At 74.2% G+C, this 22883-nt stretch carries 20 protein-coding genes; 5 read left to right on the forward strand and 15 right to left on the reverse strand.

Annotated elements, in window-relative coordinates; translation table 11 throughout:
- Positions 1-62: 62 nt before the first annotated feature.
- The 7 genes from ACWDBE_RS08695 to ACWDBE_RS08725 form a co-directional block, all read right to left on the reverse strand.
- Entirely contained in the window at positions 63-1382 is a 1320-nt protein-coding gene (locus ACWDBE_RS08695; RefSeq protein WP_449807562.1) for an FHA domain-containing protein, read from the reverse strand.
- Between the two features lie 73 nt (positions 1383-1455).
- Positions 1456-2811, reverse strand: coding sequence for a vWA domain-containing protein (locus ACWDBE_RS08700; protein ID WP_449792317.1), 1356 nt, complete (start codon positions 2809-2811; stop codon positions 1456-1458).
- A 108-nt stretch (positions 2812-2919) separates the two neighbouring features.
- Positions 2920-4251: a protein phosphatase 2C domain-containing protein gene (locus ACWDBE_RS08705; RefSeq protein WP_449792316.1), complete on the reverse strand. Its 1332-nt coding sequence runs from the start codon at positions 4249-4251 to the stop codon at positions 2920-2922.
- Positions 4252-4254: 3 nt separating this feature from the next.
- Positions 4255-6969, reverse strand: coding sequence for a tetratricopeptide repeat protein (locus tag ACWDBE_RS08710; RefSeq protein ID WP_449807563.1), 2715 nt, complete (start codon positions 6967-6969; stop codon positions 4255-4257).
- 5 nt (positions 6970-6974) lie between these two features.
- A complete protein-coding gene (locus ACWDBE_RS08715; RefSeq protein ID WP_449792314.1) occupies positions 6975-8372 on the reverse strand; it encodes a hypothetical protein in 1398 nt (465 codons plus the stop codon).
- A 257-nt stretch (positions 8373-8629) separates the two neighbouring features.
- The gene (locus ACWDBE_RS08720) at positions 8630-9580 is read right to left on the reverse strand and encodes a glutamate ABC transporter substrate-binding protein (RefSeq protein WP_449792313.1); all 951 of its coding nucleotides are present in this window, start codon (positions 9578-9580) and stop codon (positions 8630-8632) included.
- 22 nt (positions 9581-9602) lie between these two features.
- On the reverse strand, positions 9603-10943 hold the full coding sequence (locus ACWDBE_RS08725) for a hypothetical protein (RefSeq protein ID WP_449807564.1): 1341 nt from the start codon (positions 10941-10943) through the stop codon (positions 9603-9605).
- Positions 10944-11473: 530 nt separating this feature from the next.
- Between ACWDBE_RS08725 and ACWDBE_RS08730 the strand changes: the two genes are divergently transcribed.
- Positions 11474-12049: a nucleosidase gene (locus ACWDBE_RS08730; RefSeq protein WP_449807565.1), complete on the forward strand. Its 576-nt coding sequence runs from the start codon at positions 11474-11476 to the stop codon at positions 12047-12049.
- Positions 12050-12128: 79 nt separating this feature from the next.
- Here ACWDBE_RS08730 and ACWDBE_RS08735 read toward each other — a convergent pair whose 3' ends face one another.
- A complete protein-coding gene (locus ACWDBE_RS08735; protein ID WP_449792310.1) occupies positions 12129-12266 on the reverse strand; it encodes a hypothetical protein in 138 nt (45 codons plus the stop codon).
- A 212-nt stretch (positions 12267-12478) separates the two neighbouring features.
- Positions 12479-13075, reverse strand: a complete 597-nt coding sequence (locus ACWDBE_RS08740) for a cysteine hydrolase family protein (RefSeq protein ID WP_449807566.1) — start codon at positions 13073-13075, stop codon at positions 12479-12481.
- Between the two features lie 99 nt (positions 13076-13174).
- Here ACWDBE_RS08740 and ACWDBE_RS08745 point away from each other — a divergent pair, with 99 nt between their 5' ends.
- A complete protein-coding gene (locus tag ACWDBE_RS08745; protein WP_449792308.1) occupies positions 13175-14137 on the forward strand; it encodes a GlxA family transcriptional regulator in 963 nt (320 codons plus the stop codon).
- An 11-nt stretch (positions 14138-14148) separates the two neighbouring features.
- Here ACWDBE_RS08745 and ACWDBE_RS08750 read toward each other — a convergent pair whose 3' ends face one another.
- The 3 genes from ACWDBE_RS08750 to ACWDBE_RS08760 all read right to left on the reverse strand — a co-directional run bounded on the left by ACWDBE_RS08750 (position 14149) and on the right by ACWDBE_RS08760 (position 17341).
- On the reverse strand, positions 14149-14664 hold the full coding sequence (locus ACWDBE_RS08750) for a GNAT family N-acetyltransferase (protein WP_449807567.1): 516 nt from the start codon (positions 14662-14664) through the stop codon (positions 14149-14151).
- Between the two features lie 409 nt (positions 14665-15073).
- On the reverse strand, positions 15074-16651 hold the full coding sequence (locus ACWDBE_RS08755) for an AMP-binding protein (protein WP_449807568.1): 1578 nt from the start codon (positions 16649-16651) through the stop codon (positions 15074-15076).
- Between the two features lie 174 nt (positions 16652-16825).
- Positions 16826-17341, reverse strand: a complete 516-nt coding sequence (locus tag ACWDBE_RS08760) for a hypothetical protein (protein WP_449807569.1) — start codon at positions 17339-17341, stop codon at positions 16826-16828.
- Positions 17342-17475: 134 nt separating this feature from the next.
- Between ACWDBE_RS08760 and ACWDBE_RS08765 the strand changes: the two genes are divergently transcribed.
- Together ACWDBE_RS08765 and ACWDBE_RS08770 are read left to right on the forward strand one after the other, a co-directional pair.
- Positions 17476-18168 carry an alpha/beta fold hydrolase gene (locus tag ACWDBE_RS08765; protein WP_449807570.1) on the forward strand — a complete coding sequence of 231 codons (693 nt, stop codon included), beginning with the start codon at positions 17476-17478 and terminating at the stop codon, positions 18166-18168.
- 91 nt (positions 18169-18259) lie between these two features.
- Entirely contained in the window at positions 18260-18670 is a 411-nt protein-coding gene (locus ACWDBE_RS08770) for an alkylmercury lyase family protein (protein WP_449807671.1), read from the forward strand.
- A gap of 27 nt (positions 18671-18697) precedes the next feature.
- Here the strand turns inward: ACWDBE_RS08770 and ACWDBE_RS08775 are convergent, their stop codons facing one another.
- Entirely contained in the window at positions 18698-19888 is a 1191-nt protein-coding gene (locus ACWDBE_RS08775) for a pentapeptide repeat-containing protein (protein ID WP_449792303.1), read from the reverse strand.
- Positions 19889-20473: 585 nt separating this feature from the next.
- On the opposite strand from ACWDBE_RS08775, the gene ACWDBE_RS08780 reads away from it, so the two are divergent.
- Positions 20474-21400 carry a ribosome-inactivating family protein gene (locus ACWDBE_RS08780; RefSeq protein WP_449807571.1) on the forward strand — a complete coding sequence of 309 codons (927 nt, stop codon included), beginning with the start codon at positions 20474-20476 and terminating at the stop codon, positions 21398-21400.
- 215 nt (positions 21401-21615) lie between these two features.
- Here ACWDBE_RS08780 and ACWDBE_RS08785 read toward each other — a convergent pair whose 3' ends face one another.
- Complete coding sequence (locus tag ACWDBE_RS08785; protein ID WP_449792302.1) at positions 21616-22122, reverse strand: hypothetical protein; 507 nt, start codon at positions 22120-22122, stop codon at positions 21616-21618.
- 192 nt (positions 22123-22314) lie between these two features.
- Positions 22315-22869: a hypothetical protein gene (locus ACWDBE_RS08790; RefSeq protein ID WP_449792301.1), complete on the reverse strand. Its 555-nt coding sequence runs from the start codon at positions 22867-22869 to the stop codon at positions 22315-22317.
- Positions 22870-22883 lie beyond the last annotated feature (14 nt).

Consider the following 22883-nt stretch of genomic DNA (forward strand, 5'->3'; position numbering starts at 1 on the left):
GCGATGACCGGCGCTGATCGACCGTCGGGAAATGACCGGACGGACTTTCAGCTCACGGCCTTTCAGCCGCGGTGCACGGTGATGGTGGTCCAGGCGCCGATGTGGATCCGGTCGCCGTCGTTCAGCGGAACGGCGACGTGCGGGGCGATCGGCTCCGCGCCGCCGTTCATGGTGGTGCCGTTGGTCGAGTCCTGGTCCACCAGGACCCAGCTGCCGTCCGCCTGTTCGGCGAGCAGAGCGTGCTGGTGCGAGGCGCCCGGGTCCTCCGGCGGGACGGACAGGTCGATCTCCGGGACGGTGCCGCGGTGCTGGCTGCGCCGCCCGATCCGCAGCTGGCCGCGGCCGGTCAGCGGGATCCGGCGCTCGGGGCAGTACGGCGGGAAGAACAGGCCGGCCGCCTCGGGCCCGCTGCGGGCCATCATCTCGGTGAAGTAGTCCCGGTCGGCCGAGACCACGGCGATCCAGTTGGTGCGCACCGGCTCGGCCGGGGCGGGCTCCTGGGGCTGCGGCGGGGCGAGGTTGAAGGAGGTGCCGAAGTCGCCGCCGCGGTTGTTCGGGCCGGGGCCGGCCGGCTGGGCGTACACCGGGCCGGAGTCCTCGCGCACCGCCGGGTCGGGGAACGCGCCCTCGGGCACGGGCTCCTCCTGCCCGATGCCGGGCGAGGAGGGCGGGTAGCCGTAGGTGTGCGGGTGCGCCGGGGCCTGCGGCTGCTGCGGGACGGGCGGGGCGACGGCCTGCTGGGCCGCCGGCGGCTGCCCGAACGGGGCCTGGCCGAGCGGCGGCTGCCCGAACGGCGGCTGGCCGAGGGGTGGCTGACCGGCCTGGGAGTGGCCGGCCGGGGCCTGCGGCGGGGTGCCGCCGTAGGCCGGCGGGATGTTCAGCGGCGGCTGCTGGGCAGGGCCGGGCGGGGTGTGGCCGGCGCCGGGCACCTGGCGGCGCGACGGCGTGGAGAGCTCGTAGTCGTAGCCGCACTCCTCGCAGAACCGTCCGGTCTGGGGGCTGCGGCAGATCGGGCAGACGGCCAGGCCCGCGGTGAGGCCCTGCGGTCCGGCCTGCGGCGGGGCGGCCCCGTGCGGCGGGACGGCGCCCTGCGGGGGAACGGCCCCGTGCTGCGGCGGGGGCACCATGCCGGGCGGCGGCAGCGGAGCCCCGGGCGGCGGGACGGCCCCCGGCGGCATCGGCGGCGGAGGCGGCGGTGCGCCGAAGGAGGCGCCACCGTACCCCGGGTGCCCGGCGTGCGCACCGGGCGCGGGGTCGCTCCCGGGTGCCCCCGGGTAGCCTCCGTGCGCCCCCGGGGTGGGGGCCGGCGGAGTCATCGGGAAGCCGCAGAAGTCGCACCAGTCCTCGGCCTGCGACTCGTGGCCCCTCGGGCAGATCGGCATCAGGTCCCCCTCGTTTCGGGCCGGCGCGGTGCGGCGTCGCGCCGGGGTGCCGGCCCGGTCACGTCTTCAGCGGTCACTTCTTCACACGTACCGTCTTGGTCGACCGGGTCTCAAGGGTCATCGAGTCGGCCTCGCTCACGTTCTTACGGAACCGAACCGTACCCTCCTTCGGGTCCACCACGTCCACCACCTTCTGGAGCAGCTTGTAGGTGCCCTCGTTCCCGGTCGCGTGTGCGATCCGGACGGCGGCGCCCAGCTTGGAGGTCGCGCGGTCGACGTCCCCGGCCCGGTGGGCCTCCAGGCCCTCCTGGATGGAGGAGGCGAGCTCGGCCTGCCCGGTGTAGTGGGCGACCTGCGGGCTGATCCTGGTGGAGGAGGCCAGGTCGTCCGTCCAGACCGCCTTGACCAGGCCCTGGGTGAGCACCTCGGGGGTGCCGCCGGCGACCTGCTCGGGCAGCACCAGGCTGACCCGGGCGGCCAGCATCTCGTTGCCGACCGCGGCGGCCGGCACCTCGACGCAGACGTGGTAGTCGCGGCTCTCGTCGCCCCAGGAGCCGGTCGGGTAGTCGCCGGCCCGGGGGCCGGCCTCGGTGCGGCGGGAGGTCAGGTCCTCGACCGAGGGGGCGACCTGCTTGACGAACCGGACCGTGGCGTTGGCCGGGGTCCAGATCCGCAGCGCGACGTCGGCGACCTGCTTGCCCATCGCGCCGGCCATCATCGAGCGGAAGTCCTCGGCCAGGCCGGAGGGCTCGGCGACGATGTCGGTGGTGCCGAGCAGCGCCGAGGAGATCCGGCGCAGCTCGTCGATCCGCCAGTCGGTGCCCACGCCGCGGCAGTCGGCGGTGAAGTGGCCGGTCACCCGCTCGATGTTGCGGGCCAGGTCCTCGGCCGACTCGTGCTCGTTGTTGCCGTCGGTGAGCAGGACGGCGTGTCGGATGGCGATGTCGCGGCGGGTCAGGAAGAGCTTGTCGGCCTTGGCCAGCCAGGTGCCCATCGCGGTGCCGCCGGCCGCGGTGAGCCGGCGCAGCGAGTCCTTGGCCTGCTCGCGGGTGGTGGCGGAGGCGATCGCGAGGGTGCCGTCGCCGGGGTAGATGTCGCGGGCCTCGTGGGTGCCGGCGACCACGGCGAAGGCGGTGCCGTCGCGCAGCGCGTCGACGGCGGCGGCGGTGGCCTCGCGAGCGCCGTTGATCTTGGTCTTGGGGTAGTCCATCGAGCCCGAGCAGTCCACCAGGATGACCACGGCCGCCGCCGTCCCGGTGCCCGCCGGGGTGGCGTCGGCGAAGCCGAGCGGCCGGCCGCCGGAGGTGCCGCCGCCGGTCGCGGTGACGGTGACGATGGCGTTGACCTCGCGGGCGCCGTCGGCCAGGTACTCGTTCTGGAAGATCTCCACGTGGAACCTGGGCAGGTTCGGCTTCGCCAGTGTTGCCATGGGGCGGTCGGCTCCCGTCGGGTGAGGGGTGGACGTGCTCAGGACGGTGGGGCGGCCCGCCGGGCGGGCCGGCGGGCCGTGGCGCCGGGGCGTCCGGCGGGTGGTCGGTCAGGCCGTCGGCGGGTGCGGCGGCTGCGGCGGGACGGTCGGTGCGACGGGCGGGGCGGGAGCGGCGGGGGCGGTCGGCGGGACGGGCGGCGCCGGGGGGACCTCCGGGGGCGCGGGCGGCACCGGGGGCAGCGGGGCCGCGGCGGAACCGATCACCGGGAGGTCCGGCAGGGTCGGGTCGTGGTCCTCGTCGTCCCCGCCGTCCGCCGCCGGGGCCGGGGCCGGTCGCGGAGCGATCACCGGCAGGTCCAGCGCGGTCGGGGTCTGGTCGGCGTCGGCGGCGGCCGGCGGGTCGATCGGCAGCACGGCGACGGTGATGTTGTCGTGGCCGCCGGCCGCGACCGCGAACTTCACCAGGGTCTGCGCCGTGGCGAGCGGCTCGGTGCGGGCGTCCGGGCGCACGTAGTACGCCAGGTCGGTGGCCGCCTCGGCGTAGTTCCACAGGCCGTCGGTGCAGATCAGCACCACGCCGGGGACGTGCGGGGTGAAGTCGAGGGTGTGCGGCACGACCTCCTCGGCGTCGGCGCCGAGCCAGCCGGTGATCGCGTGGGCGCGGGGGTCGGAGTAGGCCTCGGCCTCGCTCATCAGCCCGGCCTCGACCATCCGGGCCGCCCAGGAGTCGTCCTGGGTGAGCCGGAACGGCTCCGCGGCGGCGCGGTCGTCCGGGATCCAGTACGCCCGGGTGTCGCCGACCCAACCGATGGTGACCCGGCCGCCGGCGGCTATCGCGCTGACGTAGGTGCAGGCGGGCGCGTTGAGGTCGGGCCGGGTGGGGCCGGCGCCGTCGGTGGCGAGGTCGGCGACGGCCTGCGCGGCGTCGGCGATGGCCTGGCGCATCGCCTGGTTCGGGTCCCGGCCGGCCTCCAGGGCGGTCAGCAGCGACTCGGAGGCGGCGTCGACGGCGGTCTCCGAGGCCTCGTCGGGGCGGTCGGAGGAGGAGACGCCGTCGCACACCACGGCGACCACGACCGGCTCGCCGCCGGGCAGCGAGGTCGCGGCGACGGTGAAGGAGTCCTCGTTGCGGTGGTGGCGCACGCCGCGGTCGCTGACCCCGGCGACGCCCCCGAGGGCCTTCTCCATGTGGTCGCGCGGGCGCGGCTGGGCGCTGCCGCAGCCCTCGCAGTAGCCGTCCGGGGCGACCTGCGGCTGCCCGCAGTGCACGCAGACCGGCCCACGCGGCGACGGTACGGCCTCGCCGCGTGCGGCGGCCCAGCTCGCCGGCATCGAGCCGGGGGCCGCCCGGCCGTCCCGGCCCGTCCCGCAGGAGCCGCAGTAGGCGTCCTCCGGCTCCATCGGCTCCGAACAGCTCGGGCACTCGGTCTGCTGCGGCATCTGCTACACCCACGTCCTGGGGCGGGCACGGTTGGCCCGCTCCACCATCTCGATCCTGTTCTCGGCCCGGTCGGCCAACCGGGCGAGTACCCGGTAGGACTGCTCCAGGGCGAAGCGCAGTTCCCGCTCCTGTGCGGGACGTCCCAGGACCACCAGTCCGGTGGCCCGCCGGCCTGCGGCCGCCTCGGCGCCGACCCAGCCGAGGGCCGCGTCGAGCACCTCGACGGCGAGCTCCTCGCGGCGGCGGTCGTCCAGCCGCAGCGCGGCCAGCTGCGAGGAGCTCGCGTCGAGGTCGGCGGCCAGGTCGTCGGTGGGCCGGCGCTCGCGCAGCCGGGCCCGGACGGCGGCGATCCGGGCGGCGGTGTACTGGCTGGAGGTGGCCGGGACGGTCTCCAGGACGCGGACCGCGCCGGTCCGGTCCCCCTCGGCCAGCCGGACCCGGGCCAGCCCGAAGGCGGCGCTCAGGTAGGCGTGGTCGGTGGCCCACACCAGCCGGTAGAACTCGGCCGCGTCGCCGCCGTCGCCGAGCAGTTCGGCGCAGATGGCGAGGGCCAGCTTGGGCGCGGCCTCGCCGGGGAAGGCGTCGTAGACCGCGTCGAAGGCCTCCGCGGCGGCTGCGACCCGCCCGCTCGTCTCCGGGCGCTCCTGGCCCGGCGCCGACGCTCCTGCCTCGCTCCCCCGCTCCTCGCTCCCTCGCGCCTCGCTCCCTCGCGCCTCGCTCCCTCGCGCCTCGCTCCCTCGCGCCTCGCTCCCTCGCGCCTCGCTCTCGGCGCCGGCGCGCCCTTCGGCCCGGGCGCGGGAGTCCCCGCCGCCGGCCAGCGCGGTCAGGCCGCGGTACCAGACCACCCGCCAGTCGTCCGGCTGGTCCCGCTCCAGCTCGGCGAGCCGGCTCACGGCGTCCTCGTGGCGGCCGAGTTCTAGCAGGGCGCGCAGCTCGCGCAGCCGGCTCTCGACCGAGACGGTGGGTGCGGCGGCCAGCGCGGCGAGCGTCTCCTCGGGGTCGGGGGTGACCAGGACGGCCAGGAAGCCGGCGTTGGGGTCGCCCGGGTCGACCCGCGGGACGGGCAGCGCGAGGGCGGCGGCGGCCGGGTCCAGCGGGGCCACCGCGAGCTTCCCGGCCTGCTCGGTGGGAAGCACCAACTCGGTGTCCACAACGCGCAGTTCGGGGCCGAACAGGGTGGAGGGCGCGGGCCTGGGCCGGTCGTCCTGGAGGGCCAGCACCTCCCGCAGCACGCCGGTGAGTTGGTCGGCCATCTCCTCGGCGGAGGCGAAGCGGCGGGCCGGGTCCGGGTCGGTGGCGCGGACCAGGAAGCGGTAGTACGACTCGTACCGGGTGAAGATCTCGACCTGCTCGGGGCCGGGCAGCGAGTAGCGGTAGGCGCTGCTGTAGCCCTGGAAGTCGAAGGTGAGCACCGCGAGGGTGCGGGCCACCGTGTACAGGTCGGAGGCGGCCGAGGGGCCGTCGGTGGCGATCTCCGGGGCCTGGTAGCCGATGGTGCCGTAGATCGGGCCGTCGTCGTCGAGCCGGCGGACCGCGCCCATGTCTATGATCTTGAGCGCGTCGCCGCTCTGGATCACGTTGTCGATCTTGAAGTCGCAGTAGACCAGACCCCGCCCGTGCAGGTAGCCCAGGGCCGGCAGCGCCTCCAGCGCGTACGCGATCGCCTGCTCGACCGGCAGCGGCTCGCGCCGGCCGTCCGGGGTGCGGCGCTCGTTGGCGATGTCCTTGAGCGACTTCCCGCCGACGTACTCCATCACGATGTAGCCGTCGGTGGCGCCGGTGCGCAGGTCCGGGTGCTCGGCGAAGTTGATGATCCGGACGATGTTCGGGTGGTCCACTTCGGCCAGGAAGCGCCGCTCTGCGACGGCCACCGCGAGCGCGTCCTCGTCCCCGGTGTCCAGCAGGCCCTTGAGCACCACCCACTTGTCGTTGACCCGCCGGTCCACCGCCAGGTAGATCCAGCCGAGCCCGCCGTGCGCCAGACAGCCCACCACCTCGTACTGCCCGCCGACCAGGTCGCCGCGGCGCAGCTTGGGCGTGAACGAGTACGGCGTGCCGCACTTGGTGCAGAAGCCGTCGGGGCGGCCCGGGCGGCCGTTCTTCTCCCGGCCCACCGGGGCGTCGCACCTGGAGCAGAACCGCTTGCGCTCGGGCACCTCGGCGTCGGCCAGGACGGCCTGGGACGGATCGGCCGCCTCGACGGTCGGTACGGTGACCAGGCCGGCGCCCAGCCGGTTGCGGGTGCCCGCGGAGGCGCTGCCCCGGGTGGAGCGGACCGAGAGGGAGCGGCCGCTGCCGGTACGGGTCGAGCGGTGCGAGCAGGAGCGGCCGGACATCGAGCGCGCCGAGCCGGTGCGGGCCGACGGCGAACGGGCGGAGCCGGTGTGCCCCGAGCCGGTGTGCCCGGAGCCGCCGGAGACCCGGGCGGATGGGACGTAGGGCTGGGTGACGCCGGTGTCGTCGGCGGGCGGGGTCAGGCCGCACTCGTCGCAGTAGCCGTCCGGGTCGATGGTGCCGGAGCAGTCGCGCGGGCAGGGCGAGCCGGGCCCGGCGGGCGCGACCGCCCCGGTCGTTCCGGTCGTGGGCGCCGAGGTGGTCCCGGCCGTGGGCGCCGCGGTGGTCCTGCCCGCCGGGGCGAGCCCGCACTCGTCGCAGTAGCCGTCGGCGTCGATCCTGCCGCTGCCGGAGCACTCCGGCCGTTCGCACGTCCCGCCCATCAACCTCAGCCCCCCTGAGCCTGTCCGTCCTGAGCCTGTCCGTCCTGCACCTGCGAGGCGCCCGGCGCCGGGCCGGTCGCCTCCTGAGCCCTTCCGGGCTCGGCCTCGGCGTGGGCCGGGCGCAGCGACTGCTGGAACCGGGCCACCGCGGCGGCCGCCGCCCGCAGGTCGCAGGGCGCGCTCCAGAGCAGCCAGCGCGCCTTCTCGTACCGTTCGACCACTTCCGGGTCCTCGGCGACCCGCAGCCGGGCCGCCATCGCCTTGTAGGCGTCCAGCCGGCCGCGCAGCTCGGCCCGGACGGCCAGCGGCTGGGTCACCTCGGTGAGCGACTGCCGGGCCCGGCCCAGCTCCTTGGCGGCGGCGTCCTCCAGCGCGTCCAGCAGCGGCGCCAGCCGGCCCCACTGCCCGGCCTGGCGCAGGTCCAGCGCGGCGACGATCCGCTCGCGCAGCGCCGAGGCGGGGCCCGGCACCGCCGGGACGTCGCTGGACGCTATCTTCGCCAGCACCTCGCCGCGCGCCCGGCGGGCCTCGGCCAGGGTGGCGTCGGCCCGCTGGAGCAGGTCGCCGACGCCCTGGAGCCGCTCCTCGGCCTCGTCGCGCAGCCGCAGCAGGTCCTCCAGCTCCAGCCGGACGCCGTCCAGCGCCCGCCCGGCCCGGTCGAACCGCTCGGTGTCCACCACCCCGACCGGGCCGGCGAAGGCCGAGCCCTCCGGGACGGTGCCGCGCTGGGCGGGCACCCGGGCGGGGCGCCACAGCGCCAGCGGGTCCCCGTGCACCTCGGTGCGCAACGCGGTGAGGTCCTGCTCGATCCCGGCCAGGTCGTCGCCCAGCGGGTGGCCGCCGGTGCGCACGCCGAGCGAGGCGGCCAGGGTGCGCACCCGCTGGAGCTCGGCCAGCAGCAGGTCGATCCGGGCCGGCAGCGCCGACCAGACCGCGTCGGCGGCGCTGACCACCTCCAGCACGGTGGCGTACCAGGAGTTCATCCGGACCATCAGCGCGTCCAGGCTGATCCGCTCGACCAGCTTGGCGGGCGCACCGAGCACCTGCGGGCCGTCCGGCACCACCCCGCCGGGGACGGTCACCGCGTCGCCGGTCAGCAGCTCGCTCAGCTCGGCCAGTTCGGGCGCGCCGGGCTTGGCCTTGCGGGCCCGGACGGCACGGGCCGAGGCCAGCGCCTCGGAGTAGCGGTCGAACAGCGCCCAGAGCAGCGGCAGGCCCTTGCCGGCGACGGACCAGCGCTCCAGGGTGCGCCCGGACAGCTCGGCGCCGTCCAGCAGCCGCAGGCCCGGGTGGTCCTGGAGGGCGAGCAGCGCCGACTCGACCGCGTCCCGCTCCGCGCCGAGGCGGGCGAGCGCGCGGTCGACCTCCTCCCGGCTCAGTGCCGGGCCAGCCGATGCCGCCACCGCGGTGTCCTTCCTTCCTCGCGTGCGATCCCGACGTGCCTGACGTGCGGTCCCACGACAACCCCCGTGTCCACCACCGGTCTCCCCGTGGTGATCGCCCCGAACCCTAACCGGTGGCCGTTGCGGCGGAGCGGGCGCGGGGCGTCAAGGCACCGTCAACGCCCCCCTGACGGCGCGCGCGCTACCTCCCCCGCGCCGTCCTCCGCGTCGCCGCGGGCCGGCCCCGCGCGTCGCCGCCGGGCCGGCCGGACGCCGCCTCAGTGCGAGCCGGGCCAGTAGTGATCGGCCTCGTTGAGCATGTACGGCTTGAGCCAGTGCTCGTACGAACGGGCCCAGTCGCCGCGCGCGTAGTAGTCGGCCAGGACCTGGTTGACCCGGGCGGTCAGGTCGGTGCTGTCCTTCAGCATGGCGACGCCGATCACCTCCGGCTGCGCCTCGCCGTCCACGATCCGCACGGTCTGGTCCTGCGCGGCCTGGCCGGCCGCCAGGCCGTTGTCGGTCATGGTGGCGTCGACCTTGCCGAGCTGCATCAGGACCAGGCAGTCCAGCTGGTTCTCCACCGTGACGATCTGCCGGGCGGTCTTCTTCTCCTTGACGATGTTCAGCGCGGTGGAGCCGTCGGCGGCGCAGACCGCCCTGTCCTTGACCGCGTCGTCGATGTTCTTCGCCGGCGACGACTTCGGCACCAGGACCCGCTGGCTGATGTTGAAGTACGGCTTGGAGAAGGCGACGTCCTCCATCCGCTTGCAGTTGATCGTCATGGTGCGGACGATCAGGTCGACCCGGCCCTTCTTGATGGCGTCTATCCGGTCGGCCGTGGCCACCGGCTTGAGCACCACCTTCTCCGGGTCGCCCATGACGGCCGCGCCGATCGCCCGGGCGAGGTCGATGTCGAAGCCCTCGATCTGCCCGGTGTTCGGGTTGCGGGCGCCCCAGCGGTAGCTGTTCTGGTCCACGCCGATCACCAGGCTGCGCTTGGCCTTGATGGCCTTGACGGCGGGGCCGTCCTCGGTGCTCGGCGGCACGCTCCGGTAGACGTCGCAGCCGTCGTCCGGTGTCTGCTCCTGCTGTACGGCCAGGGGCGCGGCGGTCGCGGCCGCGGGTGCGGCGCCGACCGGGCCGCCCCCGGCGAGCACGGCCGCGCCGGCCGCCAGCAGGGCCAGCGCGGCGGCGGGCCTGGTGGTTCTCCGGAAGGTCCTGTTGCGCATCGGTCGGTCTCCCCCTTGCCCGTTACCGGTACTCGGCCAGTCGTCGGCCCAGGCCCCGCAGCGCGGCGGCCGCGGCCAGCAGGCCGAGCAGCGCGGCGGCGACGCCGGCGGCACGCAGGTCCCCGCCGGTGCCCTCGGCGGCCTTCGTGAAGCGGTCCTGCTCGATGTCGGCGGCCTGGGCGAGTGCCCTGTCGGTGGCGTTGAAGGCGGCGTCGGCGGTGGCCGCGTCGCCCTTGGCCGTCACGGTGGCCTCCAGGGCGCCCTGGTAGTCGGCGTTGCCGACCTCCAGCGTCCGGGCCCCGTCATGCCGTCGGCGCCACTCGTCGAACTGCTTCCCTGCCTCCTGGATGCTCGGCTGGGCGGCCTCCGGCGCCTTGTGGAAGGCATCCGCGAGGGAGCCGCTGTACCGGCCCGGTGGAGTCTTCTCGGCGCCGGCCAGGTTCTCGGCGGCCTTCGCCCACTGGTCGGCGTACCTGGTGGTCGAGCCGCGGGCGACGAAGTGCAGGTTCTCCGCCAGCCGGGCCGTCAGGACGTCCGCCCGGGCGGAGTTGAGCGCCTGCAGCGGGTTCGCGCCCTCGCGGCTGCTGCGGTGGAGGGCCGAGTCGGTGGCCAGCCCGGTGACGGTCAGCCACAGGGCGCCGGCCAGTACGGCGGCGGTGGCGCCCAGCAGTCCGATGTTGAACACCCGGTTGGTGCGGCGGAACAGCGTCGACTGCACCCAGGCCAGCGCCGCCAGGGTGACCAGCGCCAGGCCGTACGCCGCCCACGGCACCGCCTCGGCGGCGGCGTAGTCGTCGGCCAGCTCCTGGTTCTCGGCGGCAGCCAGTTCGGCGGCGGTCGGCAGCAGCACCGTCTGCATCTGCTCGGAGGCGTACCGCAGGTAGCCGCCGCCGAGCGGGATGCCCTGCCGGTTGTCGGCCCGCGCCGTCTCCACCAGGCCGGTGTACACGGGGAGTTGCTGGTTCAGTCGGGCGAGCGAGCCCTGGGCTGGGGAGGTCGCCGTGGTCCGGGCGGCGGCCTCGGCGATCAGCTTGGCGGCGGTGGCGACGTCCTGCTCGTAGCGGCTGCGGACCTCGTCGGGTTCGGCGCCGGCCAGCAGGAAGCCGCTCGCCGCGGTGGTGGCGGCGTCGGCCAGGCTGCGGTGGATCTCGGCGGCGTCCCGGCTGAGCGGCTGGCTGTACGAGACCACCCGGTCGGCGGCCTGCGCCCTGGTCTCCAACTGCCAGGCGGTGAGCCCCCCGAAGGCCACGGTGAGCACCGCGAGCACCACACCGGCCAGTCGCAGCCGGCCGGGGGGCGTGAGGGTGGCTTGGGCGAGCCGGGCGCGCACACCGGTGGCGACGGCCGTCGCGGGGCGTTTCACCGGCGCACCGCCGGGTCGGGGCGCCGGGGGAGCGCCGCCGGGCCGCGCGGGCGGGGCCGCTCCGGGGACGGCAGGGGCCCCCGACCCGGCCGTCGCCCCCGACCCGGCCGTCGCCCCCGACCCGGCCGTCGCCACCGCCGTACCCGGCGGCTGGTTCGGCCGTGCCGGGAACGCGGCGCCGGACGCGCCGCTGCCTACTGGTGTTGCCACCCGCCTCATCCTCCCCTGGGGCCGGGCCCGTCCCCGGGGCCCGACCGATGGCAGCAGTATGGCCGTGACTCCCCGCGACCACACCCGACTTACGCCGATCTTGAGCAGGTCGTGCACATTCCCCGGGGCGGTTCGTATCGCCGGTGCCGCTCGTACCGCCAGTACCGCTCGTGCCGGTCGCCCCGGGAGGTGGCGAACCGTTCGACGCCGGCCGCGCCCTCCGCGGTTCCCCGGCGGGCGGAGCGCGGGGCCGGGTGCGGGGGCCGGGTGGGGGAGTGCGCTCCCGGGTGCGGCATCCCCCCGCTCCGTACGATGGAAGTATGCGACTGCTTGGAACGATCTCGCCCGACCGCCCGCTGCTCGTCGTCGCCGTGCGCGAGGAGGCCGCCCACCTGGACGACCGCCTGCCCGTGCTGCTCACCGGGATCGGGAAGGTCAACGCCGCCGTCGCGCTGGCCACCGTCCTCGCGCAGGGCGAGAAGCCCTCCGAGGTGATCAACCTGGGCACGGCCGGTGCACTGCGTCCCGGTTGGGAGGGCATCCACCACGTGGTCCAGGTGATCCAGCACGACCTGGACACCGCCACCCTGCACGCGCTCACCGGGCGTGAGTACGGAGCACCGCTGGTGATCGGCAAGGGCGACGGCCCGGTGCTGGCCACCGGCGACCTCTTCGTCTCCGACCCGGACGCCCGCGACCGGCTCGCCGAGCACGCCGACCTGGTGGACATGGAGGGCTACGCCGTCGCCACCGTCGCGCACCGGGCCGGCGTTCCCGTGCGGCTGGTCAAGCACGTCAGCGACGAGGCCGGGGACGGCGCGGGGCACAGCTGGAAGGAGTCGGTAGACGACTGCGCCCGGAAACTGGCCGACTGGGTGGTCGCGCAGGGCTGGTGACGCCGCCTCAGGGGGTGCGTGCCGCGCGGCCGCTCGGGCGCTGAGCGGGGGCGGCCACCCTCCCACCCCCGCCGCCCGGTCAGGCGTCCCGGAAGTCCGAGAGGTCCAGCACCGCCAGCCGCTCCGGGTCGGTGAGCACGTCGATCGCGACGATCGCGCCGTCCACCACCGTGAACGCCATGATCGACAGCGCCCGGCCGTTGTCGCCGATGACCACCGCGCCCGCGGTGCCGTTGACCAGCGCCGGGCGGGCGAACGGCGACAGCGTGCCCCGTGCGCCGGGCGGGACGCGGCGGCCGCCGCGCTCGGGCTGGACGTCCCCTCCCCGGCCGAGGCCCCTGGCGCGGCTGCGGGAGCGCGCGCCGGGCCTCGGGGCCTCGTACGTGCCGCTCGACGCGGAGGAGGAGGGTGCCGCGTACGAGCCGCTGTTCAGGCCGTGGCGGCTTCGGTGACGTCCCTGGTCGTGACCACCTTGGCGAAGCGGTTGGCGTGCAGGGTCGTCGCGGTGGCGCGGGCGAGCTCGGCGGCGGGGACGGTGGTGCCGTCGGGGCCGGTCATGTCGAAGGAGTGCATGGCGTCGGTGGGGAAGATCGCGTCGTAGCCGAGGTTGCCGGCCATCCGGGTGGTGGTCTCGCAGCAGACGTTGGTGATGATCCCGGCGACGACCACCTGCCGGGTGCCGCGCTCCTGGAGCCAGGCGTGCAGGTCCGGGGTGCCGTAGAAGGCGCTGTTGACGGTCTTGGTGACGTGCAGGGCGGGGGTGACGCCGGCGACGAAGTCCTTCAGTCCGTACCCCGGGGTGCCCTCGGCGAGCGGGCCCGCCTTCGAGGCGTGCTGGACGGTGACGATCGGCCGGCCGGTGGCCTGCCAGGCGGCGATCAGTTCGGCCATCCGCTGCTCGGCCCGCGGGTTGTCGCGCGGGCCCCAGAACGAGGCGTCCTCGAAGCCCTTCTGGACGTCGACGAGCAGCAGGACGGCGTCCGGGTCGAGGGTGAGCGGGGCGTCGAAGGCGTCGGTGTTGGTCATGCCGACCATGGTGGTCGGGGCCGCCGGGGACCCGTGATGGGCGGAGAAGCCACCCATCGATGGATTCCTGCCACGGGTCCCGTGCCATAGGTTCCTGCCATGCGAACGGTGGGGTGTCTGATCTTCGACGGTGTCCGGGCCTTCGACTACGCGGTGGTCGGCGAGGTGTGGGCGAACGGGACCTCCCGGCCCGGCCTGCCCGCCTTCGACCTGCTGGTCTGCGGGCCGGAGGGCGCCCGGGTGCGGCTGGACGGCGGGCTGGAGCGGGTCCCCGACCGCGGGCCCGCGGCGCTGGCCGACTGCGACCTGGTGGTGGTGCCGGGCGTCGAGGACCCGGCCGTCCGGCGGAGCCCGGAGATCCTGGACGCCCTGCGGGCTGTCCGCGCCGCCGGCGTCCCGATCGCCTCGCTCTGCGCGGGCGCCTTCGTCCTCGCCGAGGCCGGCCTGCTGGACGGCCGCGAGGCCACCACCCACTGGGCGCTCGCCCCCGAACTCGCCCGCCGCTTCCCGGCGGTGACGGTCCGGCCGGAGGTGCTCTTCACCGGCGGCGACGGCCTGTGGACCTCGGCGGGCGTCGCGGCGGGCATCGACCTCTGCCTGCACCTCGTCCGCACCGCCCACGGCCAGCAGGCCGCCGCCGCGATCGCCCGCGCCATGGTCACCGCGCCGTTCCGGGCGGGCGGCCAGGCCCAGTTCATCCCCTCCCCGGTCCCGGACGCCGCTGCCGGCGACGACCCGCTGGCCCGGCTCCGGGCGGAGGTGCTGACCTCCCTCGACGCCCCCTGGACGGTGCGCCGGATGGCCGGCGCCGCCCTGATGTCCGAACGCACCTTCGCGCGCCGGTTCACCGCCGCCACCGGAGCCGCCCCGATGCGCTGGCTCCTCGACCAGCGCGTCCTGGCCGCCCAGCGCCTGTTGGAGGAGACCGACCTGCCCGTCGACGCCGTCGCCACCCACTGCGGCTTCGCCTCGGCGGTCTCGCTGCGGCCGGTCTTCACGGCTAGGGTGGGTGTGGCGCCGAGGGAGTACCGGCGGGCCTTCCGGGGACGGGAGGAGGGCTGAGGTCTACGGGGTCAGGCCGTGACCGCCGCGCCGACGGGGAGCGCCACGACGATCTCCTCGTCCTCGTGGTTCCCGGTCGGCCGGAAGCCGAGCGAGGTGTAGAGGTGCCCGGCGGAGGTGTTGTCCGGGTGGTAGGAGAGGCGGATCTCCCGGCACTCCGGCAGCGCCGACAGGCGCTCGATCACGGCGTGCATGGTGGCGCGGCCCACGCCCCGGCCCTGTTCGGCCTCGGACACCACCATGCCGCCGATCCAGTGGGTGCCGTCCTCGTCGTCGTACGCCCACATGACGTGGCCCACGATGTCCTCGCCGGCGCGGACGCCGAGGGACGTCCAGACCCCGCCGCGCTGGGAGAGCAGGAGGTAGCGCGCGGCGAGTGCGGCCACGTACCGGCGCTGGTCGTCGGCTGGCGCCACGTCGGCGACGTCGCGCCAGTTCTCCTCCGTGATCTCCTCGAGCACCACGGTCCGGCCCTGGCGGTCGATGGTCTGCTGTGCCATGCGCTTCCCCACATCTCTGCTGGTCATGGGGGTGATCATAGGCATGCGAACAGGTGGTCGGGGAGTCATTTTCGCGGGGCCCGGCGAGGCCGGGTAGGGCGGGGGAGGGGCAGGGAGGGGAGGGGCGGGGCGGGGGGGGGGGGCGCGCCCCCCCCCCCCCCCGGGGGGGGGGGGGGGGGGGGGGGGGGGGGGGGGGGGGCGCCCCCCCCCCCCCGGCGCGGGGGGGGGGGGGGGGGCGGTAAAAGGCGCCAGGAAAAACAGGGACGNNNGGGCGCGGCGGGGGGGGGGGGGGCGGGGGGGGGGGGGGGGGGGCGGGGGGGGGGGGGGCGGCCCTCAGCGCCGCCACCCCGTTGGCTTCTCGGCACGGGGGCCGTGGTCCGTTGAGCCAAACCCCACCATGGGGTGAAGCCGTGGGCCGTGGGCCCGGTGGGCGCCGTCAGCCCGTGGCGGCCGCACGCAGGCGCTTCTTGTCCGGCTTGCCGATGGGCGTCAGCGGGATCTCGTCGACGACGTGCAGCACCTCGGGGGCGAAGATCCGCCCCTTGCGCTCCGTGACGAAGGCGCGGAGCTCGTCCAGCCGCGGCCGCTGCCCCGGCGCGGGGACGACGGCGACGTGGACGTGCTCCGCCTCCTGGGCGTCGCGGACCCCGAAGACCGCGCAGCGGGCGACCGTCGGGTGGGTGAGCAGGAGCTCCTCCACCTCGGAGGGGTAGACGTGCCCGCCGACCACGATGATCAGGTCCTTGACCCGGTCGGAGAGGTAGAGGTAGCCGTCCTGGTCGAAGTAGCCGATGTCGCCGGTGTCCAGCCAGCCGTCCCGCAGCACCGCGGCGGTGAGGTCCGGCCGCTTCCAGTACCCGGCCATGACGACGTCGGAGCGAATGTGGATCTCGCCGTGCTCGCCGGCCGGCAGGTCGATGCCGTCGAGCGAGCGGATCGCCACCTCGACGCCCGGGACGGGCCGGCCGACCGGGACCCGGCCGCCCTGGCCGATCCGCTCGTGCTCCTGCGGCATGAGCACGGAGATCAGCTGCGCCTCCGACATCCCGTACATGCCCACCAGGACCGGCCCGAAGACCTTGAGCGCCTCGCGGATCCGGGTCGGTGAGGCGGCGCTGCCCCCGTACAGGATCTGCCGCAGGCTGGACAGGTCGGTGCGGCCGATCGCCGGGTGGTCGAGGAGCTGGTGGAGCAGCGGCGGCAGCACCCAGAAGTCGGTGATGCGTTCGCGCTCGATGGCGGCCAGGACCGCGCCGGGGTCGAAGGAGCGCTGGAGGACCACCGTGCCGCCGTGCCGGAGGGCCAGGTCGGCGAGGACCCCGCCGAGGTGGGCCAGCGGGGTGGCGGCGAGGAGGCGGGGCGGGCCGTCGGTGCTGACGACCGGGTCGTCGAAGATGCGGCGGTAGGGCCCGTGCAGGCTGAGGATGCCCTTCGGGATGCCGGTGGTGCCGCCGGTGTGGCGGATGCCGAGGTCGTCCTCCGGTCCGATCCGGACGTCCGGGGGCTCGGCCGGGCGGTGGGCGGAGGCGGCGACCACGTCTTCGCCGATGACCGGGGTGCGGCCGTCGAGCGGCCCCGGGCCCAGGGTGAGGACGGTCGGCACGTCGATCAGCGGGAGCAACTCGGGGGCCTCGGCGTACCGTTCGGCGTCCACGAGCAGCACGGCGGTGTCGACGCTCGCGGTGATCTCGGCCAGGACGGGGATGCTCATGCCGTCGTACAGGTTCACCACCCGGGCGCCCGCGAGGCCCGCCGCGTACCGGGCGCTGAGGGCCTCGGGGGTGTTGCCCGTCAGCAGGGTCACGGTGGTGCCGAGGGCGGCGCCCCGGGCGATCAGCTCGTGGGCGAGGCGGTGGGTGGCGGCGGCGAAGTCGCCGGCGGTGATCTCGGTGCCGTCGGCGGCGACGACGGCCCGCCGATCGGGGTCGGAGGCGAGGGACTGGAGGATCAGCGCGGGGCCGCTGACGAACTCCGCGTCGGGCATGGCTACTTCTTCCTTGTAGTTTGCAACCATGGCCACAGGCTAACCCCATCCGTGCCGCCGGGTCGGGGACGCCCTGCGGTCATTTGGCGTGAACGTAGTGCTGTCGGCGCGTTCGTGACGATCGGTCAGGTCTGAATCGGCGCCGCTTCTTCCTCTGTTCGAGTGAAACGCCCGGGAGTTCGGCGCGTCGCCCCGCTGCCCCGTTCAGAACGCCGCCGGGGGCCGCAGGGCGAGGTCGGTGGCGGCGGCCCAGTGCTCGGTGGTGGCGGTGACGATCACGTAGCCCTGCTGGGAAGGGAGCCGGGGGAGCAGGGCACTGCGGCAGCCGTGGCTGTGGTGGACCTCGACCGGGACGGGGACGCCGTGGAGCAGGATCTCTCCCGGGGTGGGCGGGCCGTCGAGCGGGGCGAGGTGGGTGCGCGGGTCGAGGCGGTCCGAGTTGGCCAGGAAGGTGGAGAGTTGGGACTGCGGGGTGGTGAGGGAGCCCACCCGGTGGCCGTCCGGGACGGGGCGCGAGGTCTGGACGACGGCGACGAGCTCGCCGTCCAGGTGGTAGTTGAGGTCCAGGTGGCAGAGGTAGCCGTCGGAGGAGAGCCGCCCCAGCAGGAAGGACCACCCGGGCGGAGCGCCGCGGAGCGCGGCGACCTGCTCGCCCCACGCCTCGGCGGTCTCGCGGTGGGTCGGTACGCGGATGCCGCGCGGGCGGGTGTCGCGGAACAAGGGATTCCCCCAACGGGCGCTCGGCGAACGGTCGTTGGGATGAGTATGCAGGTGCCGACCGGCCGTTCGGGGGCGGATCGGACGGTAGGCTCGGGTGCGATGCGGAAGTGATCCGTTCCGGGCGGGAGTGATCCGTGACGACGTACGTTCTGATCCATGGCGCGGCCGCCGATTCCTGGTGCTGGGAGCCGCTGGCCGCCGAGTTGCGCGGGCGCGGACACGAGGTGCTCGCGCCGGTCCTGCCATGCGACGACGACGCGGCCGGGCTCGCCGAGTACGCGGACGCGGTGGTCGCGGCGATCGGCGACCGGACGGGCGGACTCGTGGTCGTCGCCCACTCGTTCGGCGGGTTCACCGGACCGCTGGTGTGCGCGCGGGTGCCGGTGGACCTGCTGGTCATGCTCCAGGCCCAGGTGCCGGCACCCGGGGAGACGCCGGGCGCCTGGTGGGAGAACACCAGCTACGGGCCGGCCCGCCGCGAATCCGACCGCGGCAGGGGCGTGCCGGAGGGCGCGGAGGAGGATGAGCGCGCCCTGTTCCTGCACGACACCCCGGCCGCCCTGGCCGAGGAACTCCTCACGGAGCACCAGCGACGGCAGTCGCCGAAGCCGTTCGGGACACCGTGGCCGCTGGCGGCCTGGCCGGACGTGCCGACCAGGTTCCTGCTCGCCACCGGCGACCGCTTCTTCCCGCCCGCGTTCCTGCGGCACCACGTCGAGGAGCGCCTCGGCTTCCGGCCCGACGAGATGCCTGGCGACCACCTCCCGATGCTCGGCCACCCGGAGGAACTGGCCGACCGGCTGGAGGCGTACCGGGCCGCGCTGTAGCCGGGACGCGGCACCAGGCGGGCCGCTGCCGCCGGAGGCGCTCGCCGAGCTGGCCGCCGAGGACTTCGCCACGCTGGACGAGGCGGGGAACATCCGCGCCGCCTACCCCTTCTCCGCCGTCCCCACCCGGCACCGGGTCCGCCTCGCCGGCGGGGTGGAGGTGTGGTCGATGTGCGCCGTCGACGCCCTGGGCATCCCGGCCATGCTCGACCGGGACGCGGTGATCACCTCCACCGACCCGGTGAGCGGCGAGCCCGTCACCGTCACCTCGGTCGACGGCACCCTGCGCTGGGAACCGGCCGGCGCGGTGGTCTTCGTCGGCCAGCGCCCCGGAGGCGGCCCGGCGGCCGTGGCCTGCTGTGACGCGCTGAACTTCTTCACCGACGAGGCGAGCGCCGGCACCTGGACGGGCAGCCACCCGGAGGTGCGCGGGCGGGTGGTCGGGCGGTCGGAGGCGGAGAGCATCGACCGGGAGACCTTCGGGCAGCTGCTGGCGCCATGAGCGCGGTGGCGGCCTCGTCTCGGGGGTTCAGTCCGAGTCGGGTACGACCTTGATGGAGGCGCGCTGGGTGCGTGTCAGCTGTACCTGATCCAGGCTGCTCTCGGTGAATCGCGCGCGGGAGAGGTCGGCGCCGGAGAAGGAGACACCGCTCAGTTTCGCGCCGGTGAGGTCTGCTCCGGTGAGCGTGGCGCGGTCGAACTGGCAGTCTGTCAGGACGGCTCCCTTGAAGCCGGCTCTGCGCAGGTCCGCGTCGGAGAATACGGCGCGTTCGGCTGTGCACCCGTCCAACCTGGTGCTTCGGGCCGAGGCGTCCGCCAGGTGCGTTCCCGAGAGGACGGCGTAGGACAAGTCCGCTTCCGAGATGTTGACCTCTGCCATGGTCGCGCCGGAAAGATCGCACCGGGTGAGGTCGGCCATGGTGAGATCGGCGAAGCACAGATCGACGTTGACGAGTGTCGCCTCCACGAGTCGGGCGGACACGAGCTGTGTGGACTGCAGGGAACCGTTCGACAGCAGGCTTCCGCTCAGGTCGGCGTCCCAGAGCCATGCCCCGTCCCAGACCAAGGTCCGGAGGTCAAGCCCCGCCAGGGCGAAACTGCTGACGACATACCTGCCGGGCAGGCGCCCCAGAACCAGGAGCGCCAACTGGACGTCCTCGCGCGGGGTGCGTGGCGGACCCGGCGGCACCGCGCGCGGACAGGCCTCCTGGAGGAAGTCGGTCAGTACCGACCGCCATGACTCGCCGGAGATTGTCTGCTCCTCCGGTGAGGCCCGCCAGGCCAGTCGTTCCAGGCGGTAGAGGGCCGCGATTCGCCGCTCAGGATCGGCGGACCGAAGATCTGCCCTCAGCGCCTCGTCCGCCGTGGACGGTTCTGCCGGCCCGGCCGGTTCCGCGTCGTCGGCCGCGAGCCAGAGTCGGTGGAAGCGCTCGACCTCGCCCTCGGGGTCCGGCTTCTGCCGCCCGACGGCGGTCTCGGCCAGGTAGCGCACCATGGACTCCACCCTCGCCCAGGAGGGGACGGTCACTCCGTTCAGCAGCTGGCTCGCGGTGTCGTGGCTCACCGTCGTCGGCAGGGCGTCGCGGCGCTTGATGCCGTCGGAGATGTCGCGGAGGCTGGGCTTGCCGGCGCCCCGGTACAGCCCGTGCAGGGCCTCGACCAGGTCCCTTCGTGGCCCGGGCGGAAGTTTCTCGTTGGTCGGAATGACGATTCCCGCCACAGGGCTGCACCTCGATGGGCTGTCAGATTCTGTCTGCTGCTGTCAGTTCATCATGGACCGAAGGTGCGTCGCTGTCAGGCGAACACTGGTTCCCGGCAGCCGACTTACGGCTTCATCCGGTCTCATCGATGCGGCGCGGCGCCGTCGCTGTCCGCCTCCAGGGTTGATGAGACGGGCCGTGAGGTGCGGCCGTCCATGGGGAGGAGAGGCGCGATGTTCGCCAGGTGTAGTGCGCAGGGTCGGACCGGTAGGGCAGGGCGGCGGTGCCGCCGGTGGCGGGTCGTGCGGCGCACCGTCGTCCTGCACTTCGTCCGGGGCGCGGCCGCGGCGGCGGGCGGTGCCACCGTGACCAGCCTGCTCGCTTGGGTGTTCACCCGGCACGGTTAGGGCTGCGCGCGCACCGGGGGGCGGCAGGTCGGTGAGTGGTGCACTGGCGGTCAAGTGCCTGGTCTCTGACGGGTCATCCGGAGATCGCACGGCTGCCTAGCCTGCTGGCAGTGCGTCGTGGATGCCGGTCGCGTGTGGAAACCGCTGGCAGGTGAGGCGCGCTGACGACCCGTCTCATCACCATCGAGGAATTCCCGCATGCTAACGACAAACGAACTCAGTGCACCGGCAAGGGTGCTCCGCCGACTGGTCGGTGTGATGATCGCCCTCGCTCTGGCGGTCGGGCTCACGGGCATGACGTCGCCCGCGGCGCACGCCGACACGAACAACCGTCTCACCAACATCGACTGGGACATCAGTGACCTGGGAGGCGGCGGCGATTCGGCACACGCTCGGTACTACGAGGTGATCCGCCGGCTCCACGAGCTCAGCAGTCACGACTGGTTCAGGACCGACCTGGACGAGACCGTCGTGGCGGACAACGACCAGCTCATCCAGATCAGCATCAACCGGAACGGCATGTACCAGGGCGCGATCTACATCTGGCCGCACAACCTGTACGTGGCCGGCTTCTACCAGGTCGGCGGCACGCACTGGGTCTTCAGGGAGGACAATCCGGCGGCGCCGGAGAGGGCCCGGTTCAACCGGACCCTGGGCGTCAATGCGAACACCCTTCCCTTCACCGGCAACTACAACAACCTCCCCGGTGGCGGCAGCAGGCAGAATCAGCGGATCACCGGACCCGCGCTCCAGAACGCCCTGCAGCAGGTGCGCAACATCCACCTCCTCCAGAGCACCGGCAGCAACTGGGCCACGCTGGGTGATTCCATCATCATGATGATCCAGGCCACCTCGGAGGCGGCGCGCTTCGGTCGGATCTTCGACAACATCCGCGGCAACATCCGCAACCACAGCGACGCCCAGATCGGTGTGGAGAACGTCAACCTGGAGACGAACTGGGCCGCACTGTCGAACTGGGTGTACCGCGTCATGAACAACGCGGGCGTCCCTCCCGTCACGGTCGGCCAGGGCCAGGCGGGCTTTGAGCGCACGTTCTACACCTTGCAGCAACTGATGCAGTACGTGTTCTACATGGACCTGTACAGCGGGTCCCGCCCCAGGTAGTCACACGCCCGGGAAGCGGGCAGGGCAGCTGCTCGGCTTCCGGTCGGAGGTAACGCGCAGGAAGTCGGCGGGGCTGACTTCCGGTGCGGGGCGCAGTGCTTCCCGGGGCCTGGCGGTGACCGTGAACACCGCCCCAGGGTGATCCGCTGCGCCACTCCGCAGGACGCGACCCCAGGAAACCGGAGGGTGGCCGGTGCCGGAGGAGAGGTGGTTGGTCAGTCGCTGATCGCGAGATGCAGGATCGTGGCCCAACTGTCGCTGACCAAGAGCAGGTTGCGCCACCAGGTGTAGGACGAGTGCGGGCCTCCGACATCGCCGGAGCTTCGGACGGGACCGAGGTGTGCCTCGATGAGGTCCGCGACGCCATCGGCGAGTTCGCCGGCCCGCCGGATCTCGTCGGGCGTGCGCAGGTTGGCTGCCGGCCACCTGTTGGCGGGCTGCATGAACCCGTCGGTCACCTGTCGACGGAGAATGCCCCGCCAGGCCCGGGGTGATGTGAACGGGGGTACGGGTGATGTCACCTGGTATCCGCTGCCCCAGCCGCCGGCGTCGTAGACGGCCTGAGCGAGACCCTGCATCCGGTCATGACCGGGTGTCACCCCCGCCACGGGGACCACATGAAGCAGTTCGATGAACGGCTCGTGGTCGCAGTCCTGGAGCAGGTCCAGAAGGGGTTCCGCTGCGGCTTCCACCGCGTCCGGCGCAGCGAGCGGGTTCAGCATGGATGCCCGGGGCCTCTCGTCCGTACGTGCGGTTCGGCCTCATTGTGCTGGCTGAGCGCCCGTTCGTGCGGCGGAGCCGGCGACTGCTGCTCGCCGGGGTGCGCAGGAAGTCGGCGGGGTCGACTTCCTGCGCGGGGCGCGTGGGGGCCGGCGCATTCGGTGTCCGCTGGGTGCTGGGGGAGGCGGCGGGGTTCAGGGGTGGGTGGAGGCCTGGGTGCGGCAGTGGGTGAGGGCGAGCTTGAGGCGGGGGTCCGGGTTGGGGGTGGCGGTGAGGAGCTCGCCCGCGCTGGTGAGGGTGCTCCAGTACTGGACCGGGTCGCCGGTGCGGGGGAGGGGGTGGGTGGCGGTGAGGGAGAGGTAGGCCGCCGTGAGGTTGCCGGTGGTGAACCAGCGCTGGAGGCCGTGCTGGTGACCCGGGCGAATCCCTCCCAGGGCCTCGATGGCGGCCAGGAAGAGGTCGACGACCGCGAGTTCGGTGGTGTCGAGACTCTTGGGGACGTCGAAGACGCCGAGGGCTTCGAGGAGTTCGCCCGTGTCGTCCTCGGAGTTGGGGCGGGGGTCGGCGAGGAGGGCGTCGTAGCAGTCGTCGAGGCGGCGGGTGGCTTCGGCGTGGGGGATGTCGAGAGCCAGGCAGACCGCGCGGGCACAGATCAGGGGTTGGTGGCCGAGCCGGGCGATGAGCGCGTACGTGGCGGCCGGGGTGGCGCCACGGGAGAGGGTGTGGCGGGCGAGGGTGGCGAGATTCATGGGGGTTCGGGCTT

It is taken from the genome of Kitasatospora sp. NPDC001132, assembly GCF_053598415.1.